Origin of the sequence: Arthrobacter sp. H5 (assembly GCF_000520595.1) — a bacterium.
GTDB lineage: Bacteria > Actinomycetota > Actinomycetes > Actinomycetales > Micrococcaceae > Arthrobacter_D.
In genome coordinates this window covers 220,070-231,958 of record NZ_KI914978.1, presented here as the reverse complement: position 1 = coordinate 231,958, position 11,889 = coordinate 220,070, and the positions used below count along the sequence as shown (strand labels likewise).

15 protein-coding genes are annotated in these 11,889 nt (G+C 63.5%); 8 read left to right on the top strand and 7 right to left on the bottom strand.

Going from position 1 to position 11,889, the window contains the following annotated elements; translation table 11 throughout:
- The coding region (locus Y708_RS22460) for an acetyl-CoA C-acyltransferase (RefSeq protein ID WP_035775026.1) at positions 1 to 950 on the top strand (950 nt) is incomplete at its 5' end.
- A gap of 35 nt (positions 951 to 985) precedes the next feature.
- Here the strand turns inward: Y708_RS22460 and Y708_RS22455 are convergent.
- The 3 genes from Y708_RS22455 to Y708_RS0102865 are packed head-to-tail and all read right to left on the bottom strand — an operon-like array spanning position 986 to position 3,026.
- On the bottom strand, positions 986 to 1,657 hold the full coding sequence (locus Y708_RS22455) for a CbiQ family ECF transporter T component (RefSeq protein ID WP_051478497.1): 672 nt from the start codon (positions 1,655 to 1,657) through the stop codon (positions 986 to 988).
- Positions 1,654 to 2,385, bottom strand: coding sequence for an energy-coupling factor ABC transporter ATP-binding protein (locus Y708_RS22450; RefSeq protein ID WP_051478495.1), 732 nt, complete (start codon positions 2,383 to 2,385; stop codon positions 1,654 to 1,656). Before Y708_RS22450 ends, Y708_RS22455 begins: the two co-directional genes overlap by 4 nt.
- On the bottom strand, positions 2,382 to 3,026 hold the full coding sequence (locus tag Y708_RS0102865) for a biotin transporter BioY (RefSeq protein WP_028278758.1): 645 nt from the start codon (positions 3,024 to 3,026) through the stop codon (positions 2,382 to 2,384). Before Y708_RS0102865 ends, Y708_RS22450 begins: the two co-directional genes overlap by 4 nt.
- 141 nt (positions 3,027 to 3,167) lie before the next feature.
- Here Y708_RS0102865 and Y708_RS0102860 point away from each other — a divergent pair, with 141 nt between their 5' ends.
- Positions 3,168 to 4,766: an ABC-F family ATP-binding cassette domain-containing protein gene (locus tag Y708_RS0102860; RefSeq protein WP_028278757.1), complete on the top strand. Its 1,599-nt coding sequence runs from the start codon at positions 3,168 to 3,170 to the stop codon at positions 4,764 to 4,766.
- A 43-nt stretch (positions 4,767 to 4,809) separates the two neighbouring features.
- Here Y708_RS0102860 and Y708_RS0102855 read toward each other — a convergent pair whose 3' ends face one another.
- The 3 genes from Y708_RS0102855 to Y708_RS22445 are packed head-to-tail and all read right to left on the bottom strand — an operon-like array spanning position 4,810 to position 6,332.
- Positions 4,810 to 5,643 carry an SURF1 family cytochrome oxidase biogenesis protein gene (locus Y708_RS0102855; RefSeq protein ID WP_028278756.1) on the bottom strand — a complete coding sequence of 278 codons (834 nt, stop codon included), beginning with the start codon at positions 5,641 to 5,643 and terminating at the stop codon, positions 4,810 to 4,812.
- A 9-nt stretch (positions 5,644 to 5,652) separates the two neighbouring features.
- Complete coding sequence (locus Y708_RS0102850; RefSeq protein ID WP_028278755.1) at positions 5,653 to 5,892, bottom strand: hypothetical protein; 240 nt, start codon at positions 5,890 to 5,892, stop codon at positions 5,653 to 5,655.
- A complete protein-coding gene (locus tag Y708_RS22445) occupies positions 5,889 to 6,332 on the bottom strand; it encodes a DUF3099 domain-containing protein (RefSeq protein WP_081746434.1) in 444 nt (147 codons plus the stop codon). Before Y708_RS22445 ends, Y708_RS0102850 begins: the two co-directional genes overlap by 4 nt.
- A gap of 111 nt (positions 6,333 to 6,443) precedes the next feature.
- Here Y708_RS22445 and fabG point away from each other — a divergent pair, with 111 nt between their 5' ends.
- Both fabG and Y708_RS0102835 read left to right on the top strand, forming a co-directional pair.
- Complete coding sequence (fabG, locus tag Y708_RS0102840) at positions 6,444 to 7,193, top strand: 3-oxoacyl-ACP reductase FabG (protein ID WP_051478493.1); 750 nt, start codon at positions 6,444 to 6,446, stop codon at positions 7,191 to 7,193.
- 71 nt (positions 7,194 to 7,264) lie between these two features.
- Positions 7,265 to 8,008, top strand: a complete 744-nt coding sequence (locus tag Y708_RS0102835) for an SDR family oxidoreductase (protein WP_028278753.1) — start codon at positions 7,265 to 7,267, stop codon at positions 8,006 to 8,008.
- Between the two features lie 9 nt (positions 8,009 to 8,017).
- On the opposite strand, the gene serB is transcribed toward Y708_RS0102835, so the two are convergent.
- Entirely contained in the window at positions 8,018 to 8,899 is an 882-nt protein-coding gene (serB, locus tag Y708_RS0102830; protein ID WP_028278752.1) for a phosphoserine phosphatase SerB, read from the bottom strand.
- Between the two features lie 145 nt (positions 8,900 to 9,044).
- Between serB and Y708_RS0102825 the strand changes: the two genes are divergently transcribed.
- The 4 genes from Y708_RS0102825 to Y708_RS0102810 all read left to right on the top strand — a co-directional run bounded on the left by Y708_RS0102825 (position 9,045) and on the right by Y708_RS0102810 (position 11,791).
- Positions 9,045 to 9,830, top strand: a complete 786-nt coding sequence (locus Y708_RS0102825) for an ABC transporter ATP-binding protein (protein WP_028278751.1) — start codon at positions 9,045 to 9,047, stop codon at positions 9,828 to 9,830.
- A 6-nt stretch (positions 9,831 to 9,836) separates the two neighbouring features.
- Positions 9,837 to 10,613: a sulfite exporter TauE/SafE family protein gene (locus tag Y708_RS0102820; protein WP_028278750.1), complete on the top strand. Its 777-nt coding sequence runs from the start codon at positions 9,837 to 9,839 to the stop codon at positions 10,611 to 10,613.
- A complete protein-coding gene (locus Y708_RS0102815) occupies positions 10,610 to 11,428 on the top strand; it encodes a TrmH family RNA methyltransferase (RefSeq protein ID WP_173401496.1) in 819 nt (272 codons plus the stop codon). Before Y708_RS0102820 ends, Y708_RS0102815 begins: the two co-directional genes overlap by 4 nt.
- A 108-nt stretch (positions 11,429 to 11,536) precedes the next feature.
- Entirely contained in the window at positions 11,537 to 11,791 is a 255-nt protein-coding gene (locus Y708_RS0102810; RefSeq protein WP_028278748.1) for a type B 50S ribosomal protein L31, read from the top strand.
- Positions 11,792 to 11,889: the final 98 nt, after the last annotated feature.

Below are 11,889 nucleotides of genomic sequence, written 5' to 3'. Positions count from 1 at the left end.
TTGCAGCGTTGACCGCCGGCCTGCCGATGAGCGTGCCCGGCCTGACAATCGACCGTCAGTGCGCGTCCGGACTGGACGCGGTGGTACTTGCCTGCAGGCTGGTGCAGTCCGGTGCAGGTTCCTGGTTCCTCGCCGGGGGAGTGGAAAGCTGCAGCACCGCACCCTTGAGGGCGCACAGACTGACATCTACTCCCGGAGCGCCGGACTTCTACTCACGGGCCCGGTTCGCACCCGATTCCAGCGGTGACCCGGACGCCGGAACCGCCGCGGAGAATGTGGCGGACTACTACGGCATCGAACGCTCCCGGCAGGACGGCTACGCCCTGCAAAGCCATCGCCGGGCCGCCCGGGCTGCGGGATTGATGGCGTCGGACATCGTGTCCGTGGGCGGCCGCATGGCGGACGAGACCCTGCGCCAGAGGATGTCACCGGCGCTCCTGGCAAGGTTCGCTCCTGCCTTCCACCCGGACGGCACGGTCACGGCCGGCAACTCCTGCGCTGATGCCGATGCCGCCGTCGTCGCCGTCGTGACGAGCCTGGCGGAAGCCCGAGCGGCAGGGTTCCGGCAGGCATTGGAGTTCCACGGTTCGGCAGTCACCGGCGGTGAGCCGGCGCTCCTGGGTGTCGCCGGAGCCCACGCCGTGAATATGCTGTTGGACTCCTTGCACCTGACAGCGGACCGGATCTCCCGCTGGGAATACAACGAGGCCTTTGCGGCACAGGTTCTGGCATCCGCAGACCTGATCGGTGTGGCGCAGGAGAAAATTAACCTCCACGGAGGCGCATTGGCGTACGGACATCCGTATGGCGCGTCGGGCGCGATGCTGGTGGCGAACCTCCTGCGTCAGGAAGAACTGAACGGGCACGACGGCGGGTGGTCGGTTGCCGCGCTCAGCGCGGCCGGCGGATTGGGAACCGCCGCGGCGTTCCGAAGCGTCGAACTTGGCTGACCGCTACCGGCCGAAGTCACCCCTGCCGGATGAGGTCACCCTTCATGCGGGGTGACGTCGGCCCTGCGGGGTGACCTCGGCGAATCCGGAGGGTCGCCCAGTCCACGCGCGGCCAGCGCCTCGCCGGTCTGGTGGGCGTATGCGACCGCCCCGATGAAGACCGGAACCACCAGTGCCCGTGGATTTCGCTCAAGGCCACGGGCTTTGGCTGCGTCCCGGACATCCTGCACCGATCCAATGAGATACGGAACGCTGCGAAGCATCAGTGCCAGCGTCAAGCCGAAGCGTTCGGGGTCCGCTCCGGCACAACGCAATGGCTTGGCAAGTGACACCAGCCCGTCCAACAGACGCTGGCCCTCGGTGGTCAGGGTCAGCAGGCGGGCGGCCAGAAGGCAGACGACGATGTTGCCGACCACCAGCAGCGCAAAGGCCGGGCCGTTGATCAGCCACTGGTAGCCGCCGAGGATCAGCGCGATGGGCCACAGCGGACGCAACGGTCCAGCGACGTGTCTGAGTCCCAGCGCTGCCCCGGCGAGGTAGGCGGCACCGATGAGAATCAGCGCGGCGGCCGTTGCCGGAAGCGTGTTGACGAGCAGCACGGAGCTGGACACCGCAACCATCCCGCCGGCCTTAACCCACAGGGGGGCCCGGTGCAGGAGCGAGTCCCGATGCACGTAGGTGCCGAGCAGGCTGATGTGGCCTCTCATGGGAAGGCCTGACCCGCAGCGGGGGATGCTGGCGCGCGGCCGCCTTCGCTGCTGAGGGCGCAGTACGCGTCCACGGCGTCCCGGGGCTTTCCATCGAAGACCAGCTTGCCTCCGTCGATCACGAGGGTGCGGTCACTGTCCAGCGCAAAGTCCAGGTTGTGGGTGGTGAAGACCACCTGCTGGTCAAGGCAGCGCAGAAGCGCGCGGATGCGTTCCTCGTTCCTCAGGTCCAGGAGGGTGGTGGGTTCGTCGGCCACCAGTACGGTGGGGCCGACGGCAAGGACTGTCGCCAGCGCAAGCAACTGCCGCTCACCGCCGGAGAGGTCATAGATGCTCTGATCGGCCAGGTGCAGCAGGCCAAACCGATCCAGCACGGCCTCGGCTCTATGCCGCCTCTCGGCGCCACTTTTGACCTGCCTGCGCAGCGACAATTCCACGTCCTCCCGTCCGGTGGGCATCACCAGCTGAGCAAGCGGATCAGTGAAGACAAACCCAACACGCTGCCGGACCCTGCCACCGTGCCGTGAGGTATCAAGGCCGCCCACCTGGACCCTGCCGGCGTCCGGCAGCACCAATCCGTTGATCAGCTTGAGCAGGGTGGACTTGCCGGATCCGTTGGCACCAATGATGGATACGCGCTGCTCACTGAGGGTGAGGTCAAAGGGGTGCAGGATGGTCCGGTACTGCGGATCATCAGTACTGACGGAGGCGCCGGCAAAGTGGATCACAGCTGTGGGCTGGGTGTCCGTCGGCGTCCCTGCAGGCGCGGAAAGGCCTTCAGTACGCTGAGCCCGACGGCGGCGGCCAGCAGGTTCTTGACAACATCACCCGGGAGGAACACAGCATCGGCGGCGATGGCCGCCCCCAGATCCAGCTTCGCGTTGAGCATCATGCCGCTGATGCCCAACGGGTGGATGACGATCAGGCTGGTCAACAGGCATGCACCGAACAGGGCGAGGTAACGGAACCGCGTTACTCGGCGGATGACCACCCGGGCGAGGACTCCGACCAGGATGGCTGCCAGCGGGAAAGCGATAATGTAGCCTGCCGATGGACCAAACAGGACGCCAATACCTCCGCGGAACTGGCTGAAGACAGGCAGCCCGGCCAAACCGACGGCCACGTACAAACCAACTGCCGCGCCGCCGCGCCACGGGCCGAGGATGACGCCCGTCACCATCACCGCGAGAGTTTGCAGGGTAATGGGCACTCCGACGCCGCCTACAGGTATTGCGGGTAGGATTGCAAAAGCGGCCACGAGGGCCGCGAACACCGCAATCAGTGAAAGATCGGTGGCGTTCCAGCGGCGCCGGGCGGGAGCGGGACTCCCGGTGGACTGCGTCCCCGGATTCTGGTTTGTCAGTTGCATCGTGACACTTCCTGTCGGTTCTGGACAACAGTCTGCTGTCACTAACTGAGAATAGTGCGGCGGAAATCCATTTCGGTTGTAGGTTTCCTACAACAATGGGCGTGCGCAAAGCCGCACCGCGAACTATGAGAGGCCAATGAATTGATCAGCGTTTCGAACTTGGAACTACGTGCGGGAGCGAGGCTCCTCATGGACGATGTTTCGTTCCGTGTGGACCGTGGCGACAAGATCGGCCTGGTCGGGCGGAACGGTGCGGGCAAGACCACCCTGACACGGGTGATGGCAGGCGAGGGTCTTCCAGCTGGCGGCACGGTCACCCGGAAGGGGGAAATCGGCTACCTGCCACAGGACCCGCGGACGCCTAACATGGAGCAGCTGGCACGGGACCGCATCCTGTCGGCACGAAACCTCGATGTCGTTGTGACCAAGCTCAAGGCTGCCCAGGACGACATGGCCAGTGACGACCACGCGGTACGGGATAAGGCCATGTCCCGCTACGACCGGATCGAAGCCGAGTTCCTGGCACACGGCGGCTATGCGGCGGAGGCCGAAGCAGCCGCTATCTCCTCCAATCTTGCACTGCCCGAACGCATCCTCAATCAGTCGCTGAGCACCCTCTCCGGTGGGCAGCGTCGGCGCGTGGAGCTCGCAAGGATTCTCTATTCCGGCGCGGAGACGATGCTGCTTGATGAGCCGACCAACCACCTCGACGCAGACTCGATCACCTGGTTGCGGGACTTCCTGAAGAATCACCAGGGCGGACTGATCGTGATCAGTCACGATGTCGAGCTGCTGGAAGCCACAGTAAACAAGGTGTTCCATCTGGACGCCAACCGGGCCACCATCGACATCTATAACATCGGCTGGAAGCGGTATCTGCAACAGCGCGAGACCGATGAAAAGGCCCGTAAGCGTGAACGCGCCAACACCGAGAAGAAGGCCCAGGTCCTCATGGATCAGGCCAACAAGATGCGCGCCAAGGCCACCAAGGCCGTCGCCGCGCAGAACATGGCCAAGCGGGCCGAACGCCTGCTCGGTGGACTCGACGCCGTCCGCGCACAGGACAGGGTTGCAGCGCTGCGGTTCCCCGAGCCGTCGCCCTGCGGCAAGACACCGATGACGGCGGAGGGACTGAGCAAGTCCTACGGGTCGCTGGAGATCTTCACGGACGTGGACCTGGCCATCGACCGCGGGTCGAAAGTGGTGATCCTTGGGCTGAATGGTGCAGGCAAGACCACCCTGCTGCGCATGCTGGCGGGTGTGGACACACCCGACACCGGTGAGGTTATTCCAGGGCACGGGCTGAAGGTGGGCTACTACGCCCAAGAGCACGAGACGCTCGACACCGAACGGACGGTACTGGAGAACATGCGTTCTGCGGCGCCCGATATGAAGGACGCCGAGGTCCGCGGGGTGCTGGGCTCCTTCCTTTTTTCGGGTGACGACGTGGACAAGCCTGCCGGCGTGTTGTCCGGCGGGGAGAAGACCCGGCTGGCGCTGGCCACCATTGTCGCGTCCTCAGCCAACGTGCTGCTCCTCGACGAGCCAACCAACAACCTCGATCCGGCAAGCCGCGCCGAAATCCTTGGTGCGCTGCGGAACTATTCCGGCGCCGTCGTTCTGGTCAGCCATGATGAAGGCGCAGTTGACGCGTTGAATCCTGAGCGCGTGGTCCTGCTGCCTGACGGCGTGGAGGACCTGTGGAACGACGACTACCTGGAACTGGTCACACTCGCCTGAGCTCGATCGCTTGCCTGAGCTCGACCACCGGCCTGGGCGCGGCTCAGTAGCCCTGTGCGTCGAGGATTGCGTCTTCCTCCTGCTCCGCAGTGGGACGCCGGCGTCCCTTCGCGGCACGGGGCTGCGGCGTTCTACCGGCCGCGAGTTCCGATTCCTCGTACTCAAGGTGGCGTTGTTGTCGGGCGGCGTAGCCAAAGCCAACGAAGAGCAGTACACCGAAGGCGAACCACTGCATTGAGTAGGACAGGTGGGGCCCCAGATCCAGTGCAGGCTTGGGAAGGGCAACGGGCGCGGACACGGGTGACGGCGTTTCGGAAGACATCAGCCCATAGGCCGCCGTGTGAGCCGGATATCCGAGTTCCTCCTGGTAGGCAGGCAGGTTGATGGAGGCCAGTTGACCCTCCGGCGCCCCGCGGTCGAGGACGGGCTCTCCGGGTTTGATCCGAGCCACTACAGTCACCTCGCCGTCAGGGGCCGCAGGCACCGTGTCGGGACGGCCGGCGTTGTCATTTCCGATGGGCAGCCAGCCGCGGTTGATGATCACGGAAGAGCCATCGTCCATCCGAAGGGGGACCAGAACTTCGTAGCCCGGCCGGCCGTTCAGAGGGCGGTTGCGCACAACGCGGGTGTTTGCTGCGTCGTAGACGCCGGTGAGCTCAACGCTGGACCACTCCGACGCGGGATCAAAGGTGCTGAACAGGGAAGTGGAGTAGGGGACGGCGGGCTCATCGTAGTTGGCCCGCACAGTGTCCATGGTGGAAACCAGTTGGTCCCGACGGTCCATTTGCCACAGTCCGAGGGCACCGCAGGCAGCGGCAAGCACCATGACCAGGGCAAGCCAGCCCAGCCATCGTGGAGACACCAAAAGCTTCAGCAAATCCACGCCTTAATGCCGGTGATCCATGGGGAGTGTCTGTTTCCACAGACCGCGGGTGCTCAGGTAGTCCTGCAACCAGTCGCGGTGCTCGCCGCAGGCCAACCAGATTTTGCGTCGCTCAGGCGTATGGATCTTCGGGTTGTTCCAGAGCAGCTGCCAGTGCGCGGCTGAACGGCACGCCTTCCGCGCACAAACTTCCGCTTCAGGGACGGACGGGGGGCCGACGCCCAACTGGTCGAAAATACTCATTCCTGCCCTTTCCCTTCCCCGGCATCCGGTGCAACTGATTCCTCTGGAACTATTTCCCCCTGCAGCGGCTCGTCATCGGCCACCGGTGCGGCAACCGGGCCGGTGCCCAATTCCGGGGACGGTGCCCTTTCCAGCAGTGCGTCGCTATGCTGCAGATTGCTGGTGTCGCTCCCGCCGTTTGCGATGATCACCGCGAAATACGGCAGGAAAACCGCGCCCGCAATCATCACCCACTGAAGCCATCCCTCGACAACAAAAACCAGAATCAGACAGACCAGCCGGATGCCCATCGATACCGAGTACTTGATCATCCGCCCGCGCATTTCATCGCTGTGCGCCTCGCGGGCGTCACTGATGTTGTGCACTTCCGCGCGGCTACGGTGCGTACTGCCGTGTTCTGCGCTGCTGTCGTGGGCACTGCTGTGCGGCTGGTTGATCATCACACTCCAAGGGACCCTTCTATTGTCTCACTGCGCACGCTGTTGTTAAAGTTCTCAGCGTGCACCGATAGGATCGACGGGACGGTTTGACCACTCATCATAGATAGGACCTTGCCGGTGCAGGAATCGAAAACTGACGCGGAGCAGGCCACCACCACTGGACGCAGTGTTCTGGTGACGGGCGGCAACCGCGGAATCGGACTGGCCATTGCCCGGGCCTTTGTGGCCAGCGGTGATCGTGTGGCTATTACGTACCGCAGTGGCGACGTGCCGGACGGTGTCCTTGGTGTGAAGGCCGATGTCACCAGCGAGGAGCAGATCGATGCCGCTTTCCGTGAGGTAGAGGACGCCCACGGTCCGGTTGAGGTATTAGTCGCAAACGCGGGCATCACCCGCGACACGCTGTTGCTGAGAATGAGCGAAACTGACTTCACCGACGTCGTGAACACCAACCTGACCGGTGCCTTCCGGGTCATCAAGCGCGCTTCCCGGGGAATGCTCCGCGTGCGCAAGGGCAGGATTGTCCTCATCTCATCCGTCTCAGGGCTCTACGGCGCGCCCGGGCAGATCAACTATTCCGCGTCAAAGGCCGGCCTGGTTGGCCTGGCGCGCTCCATTACCCGCGAGCTCGGTTCACGAAACATTACCGCCAACGTAGTGGCCCCCGGGTTCGTCAACACCGACATGACCGCTGCGCTCCCCGCCGAGAGGCAGAAAAGCTACCTGGCATCCATCCCGGCCGGCCGGTTCGCCGAAAGCGACGAAGTTGCCAAGGTGGTCCGCTGGATCGCCAGCGACGAGGCAGCCTACATTTCCGGAGCAGTCATTCCTGTTGACGGCGGGCTGGGCATGGGGCACTGACCCACGTCACGGCCAACGTCACTTCCCACACTGTAAAAACTTCACCCCACACTGTACAAAGAGGAGTCTTCATGGGTGCATTGGACGGCACAACAGCAATTGTCACCGGTTCGTCCCGGGGGATCGGGGCGGATGTCGCAACGCTCCTCGCAAAGGAAGGAGCCGCCGTCGTCGTCAATTACCGGCAGAAAGCGCCCCGCGCCAACAAGGTGGTTGCCGGTATTGAGGCAAATGGCGGCAGGGCCGTGGCCGTGGGCGCGGACCTGACAACGGCAGAGGGGCCGGCATCCCTGGTGGAGGCAGCCATGCAGAACTATGGCGGGCTGAACTTGCTGGTGCTCAATGCGTCCGGCGGCATGGAGTCCGGCGCGGGCGTTGACTATGCTTTGAAGCTCAACCGCGATGCCCAGGTGAACATGCTGGAAGCCGCGTTGCAGGCGATGCCGGCAGGATCCAGGGTGGTTTTTGTCACCAGCCACCAGGCGCACTTCATCAACTCGGTGGATACCATGGAAGCCTACGAGCCCGTTGCCCGAAGTAAGCGGGCCGGCGAGGATGCCCTCCGCGGCATGCTGCCGGAACTTACCGAAAAAGGAATCAGCCTGGTGGTTGTCTCCGGGGACATGATTGAGGGAACGGTGACAGCCACGCTGCTGGACCGTGCCGCGCCGGGAGCCATCGAGGCGCGCAGGCAGGAAGCGGGCCGGCTCTATTCGGTGGCGGAATTCGCCGCTGAAATTGTCCGGATGGCAGCAGCCAAAGTGCCAACCGGCCACACGGAGTATGTGGGCGGGGCGGATCACTTCACCAAGTAGGGCGGTGCGCTAGAGGCGCACAAAGTGCCTCACGACGTCGAGGTAAGGGAAGTCCACCGCCGCGTCGGCAGCCGCCCGCACCGCCGGCTTGGCATTGAACGCCACTCCGAGGCCGGCCGCAGCGAGCATGTCGAGGTCATTGGCGCCGTCGCCCACCGCGATGGTTCGCTCCATCGGAATGCCGGCTGCTTCAGCCCAGGTCCGTAGGGACTTCTCCTTCTCAGCGCGGTCGATCATGGGTCCCACCACGGTCCCGGTGAGGGCGCCGGCAGCAACCCCGAGCAGATTGGCTTTCGCGTGGGTGAGACCAAGGCGGGCAGCCAGCGGTTCAAGAATCTGGCTGAACCCGCCGGAAACCACCGCCACAAGGTGTCCGGCGGACAGGAAGGAACCCACCAGGGTTTCGGCGCCCTCACTGAGTTCGATGCGTGTTCCTACTTCGGCGATGACGCCCTCCCGCAGGCCCTTCAATACCGCCACCCGGGCGTGCAGGCTTTGTGCAAAATCCAGTTCCCCGCGCATCGCGGATTCGGTGACGGCTGCCACCTCCGCCTCCTTGCCGGCGTGGGACGCGAGCAGTTCGATCACTTCCTGCTTGATCAACGTCGAATCGACATCCATGATCAGCAGTTTGGTTCCTTCGTCCAGTAGGGCGGAAGGAACCACGACGACGCCGGCGGCTTCAGTCACCAGCTCCGCGACCGCCTTTCTCAAGTCGGCAGCACTGCCGCCGAATTGGACGGTGAAGGTCCAGAACCGGTAGCGGCCGTCGTCGTCCCCGGTTGACTGGATGACCGTCGCACCAGCGGACTCAAGGGCGCCGCGCACCTCTGCGGTGTGCCCCTCCTGCAGGCCGGTTCCAAACGTGACAACCCTGAATACTGCGGCCACTGTTCCTCGGCTTCCCCTGGCGGCTGGACTGGTCCATCTGCCATTATGGCTGGGTGCAGTGGCACTGGTGAAACGCGGCGACACCTTTGACCCCGGCCGGGTTCGTTTAGCGCTCGGCGCACCATTTAGCCTAGTGTCTACTGCTATGAATGATGTTCTTGAATTGGCCGGAGTGAGCGTTGTCCGGGGCAGCAAAACCCTGCTCGACGGCGTGGACTGGCAGGTCAAAGAGGGCGAGCGCTGGGTGATCATGGGCCCCAACGGCGCAGGGAAGACCACTCTCCTGCAGATCGCGGGAGCCCGCATGCATCCCACCCGCGGCGTTGCGGGAATTCTGGACGAGGTAATGGGTGCGGTGGATGTCTTTGAACTGCGCCCGCGGATCGGCCTCGCCTCGGCATCCCTGGCCGCGCAGATTCCAGAACACGAAACCGTGCTGAACGTGGTGGTGACCGCCTCCTACGGAGTGACCGGGCGCTGGCGCGAGCAGTACGAGAAACTCGATGTGAGGCGGGCGTTCCACCTCCTCGATGCCTGGGGCATGTCAACGTTCATGAACCGGCCCTTCGCAACACTCAGCGAGGGCGAGCGGAAACGGGTGCAGATTGCCCGTGCTCTGATGACCGATCCGGAACTGCTGCTGTTGGATGAACCGGCTGCCGGCCTTGATCTTGCCGGCCGCGAGGACCTGATCCGCCGGCTGAGCGAGCTTGCCGCAGATGAGGAATCGCCGGCAATTGTGCTGGTGACCCACCATCTCGAGGAGGTGCCTCCGGGATTCACCCACGCAATGCTGATGCGGGACGGTGGGGTGGTTTCCGCAGGCGCGATCGCCGATGTGCTGGTGGAGGAACATCTCAGTAATGCGTTTGACCTGCCGCTGGAAGTGACCAACCGGGACGGGCGATACAGCGCCGTCGCCCGCACCTGACCACCCGTGGATCTGCTCCGCGATGCACTGATCTTCTTTGGCGGTTTGTGGGCCGGGACCATCAACACCATTGTTGGCTCGGGGACCCTGGTTACCTTCCCCATCCTCGTTGCGCTCGGGTACGCCCCCGTGACTGCCACAATCAGCAATGCCATGGGGCTCATTGCCGGCAACGTATCCGGAGCCTGGGGTTACCGTCGCGAGCTCAAAGGTCTGGGCAGGGCTATTGTTACTCTCCTGCCCGCCTCCGTCCTTGGCGGTATCACTGGGGCCGCACTGCTGCTGAACCTGCCCGAAGCTGTTTTCGAGGTGGCTGCGCCGTTCCTCATTGTGGTGGCGCTCTTGTTTGTGGTTTTCCAGCCGAAGCTCCAGGGCTGGGTGCGGCGCCGTGCGGAGGAGAAACCGTCCGGAAAGTCCCATCCCTGGGCGCTCCTGGTTCTGGTCTATCTTGCCGGCGTCTACGGTGGCTATTTTGTTGCGGCTCAAGGGATCCTCTTGGTGGGAATCCTGGGCGTCTTCCTGCACGGGACAATGCAGCATGCCAATGCCATGAAGAACATTCTGGTTCTTGCGGTAAACGTGGTTGCGGCGATTTCCTACATGCTGTTCGCCTTCGACCGGATCCAGTGGTGGGTGGTCCTGCTGATCGCGGTCAGTTCGTTGATTGGCGGTTTCATCGGTGCACTCGTGGGGCGGCGCCTGCCGCCGATCGTTCTCCGGTCGGTGATAGTGGTGCTGGGTCTGGTGGCGCTTTACACCATGATTGTCCGGCTGGTGACGTGACAAAATCAATCGTCCGGCTGACCGACTCCGCAGATCCGCGGGTGGCTGACTACGCGGGCTTGACCGACACACAGTTGAGGCGGCGCAGAGAGCCCGCGGAAGGACTGTACATCGCTGAGAGCACCAAGGTGCTGAGACGGGCGATCGAAGCCGGCCACACCCCACGGTCCTTCTTCCTGACCGATAAGTGGCTGCCGGACCTTCAGGACATCATCGAAACATTTCCTGAGACACCGGCGTTTGTGGGTTCGGTAGACATGCTGGAGGCCATTACCGGCTTTCACCTGCACCGCGGTGCACTGGCCGCAATGAACCGGCCAGCGTCCTTGGAGCTCGACGACGTGCTTCACTCCGCGCGGCGGATCGCCGTGCTCGAGGACATCGTCGACCACACCAATCTTGGTGCCGTGTTCCGCTCGGCCGCTGCCCTCGGAATTGATGCGGTGCTGGTGACTCCCCGCTGCGCCGACCCGCTGTACCGCAGATCCATCCGGGTCAGCATGGGCGCTGTGTTCCAGGTTCCATGGATCCGGCTCACAAGCTGGCCCGAATCCGTGAGGACCCTCCAGGACCATGGCTTCACCGTGGCAGCGCTTGCCCTCACCGATGACGCGGTAGACCTGCAGGACCTTGCCGCAGACAACCCGGAACGGCTGGCCATGGTTCTGGGGACTGAAGGCGGGGGACTGGATGCGCGGACGCTGGACCTCGCCGACTGCAAAGTGAAGATTCCCATGAACCCGGCGGTTGATTCCCTCAATGTGGCCGCGGCGGGGGCCGTGGCATTCTGGGAATGCAGGCAGCGCCCGCTTTAGCGCAACCGGGTTGATTGCGGTAGAGTTGGGTGCTGGCCTCGTTGAGCCCAAATAGCTTTCCCAAACCGGTGTCTGGCAAAATCCAGGCAACTATCTGAAGGTAATACTGTGAAGTCTGACATCCACCCAAAGTATTCTGCGGTTGTATTCCGCGATCTCGCGTCGGAAACTTCGTTTCTGACCAAGTCCACCGTGAGCTCCAAAAAGACCATCGAATGGGAAGACGGAAATACCTACCCACTGGTTGAGGTAGAAATTTCCTCCGAGTCGCACCCGTTCTACACGGGCAAGCAGCGCATTATGGACTCCGCTGGACGCGTCGAGCGCTTCAACGCACGCTTCAAGGGCTTCGGCAAGAAGTAGTCCGCAGCACCTGGTTTACTGTTGATGGGTCCCACCGGTTCGCCGGCGGGACCCATCAACATTTTAACGGCACAGAAATTTAACGGCACAGGGGACTA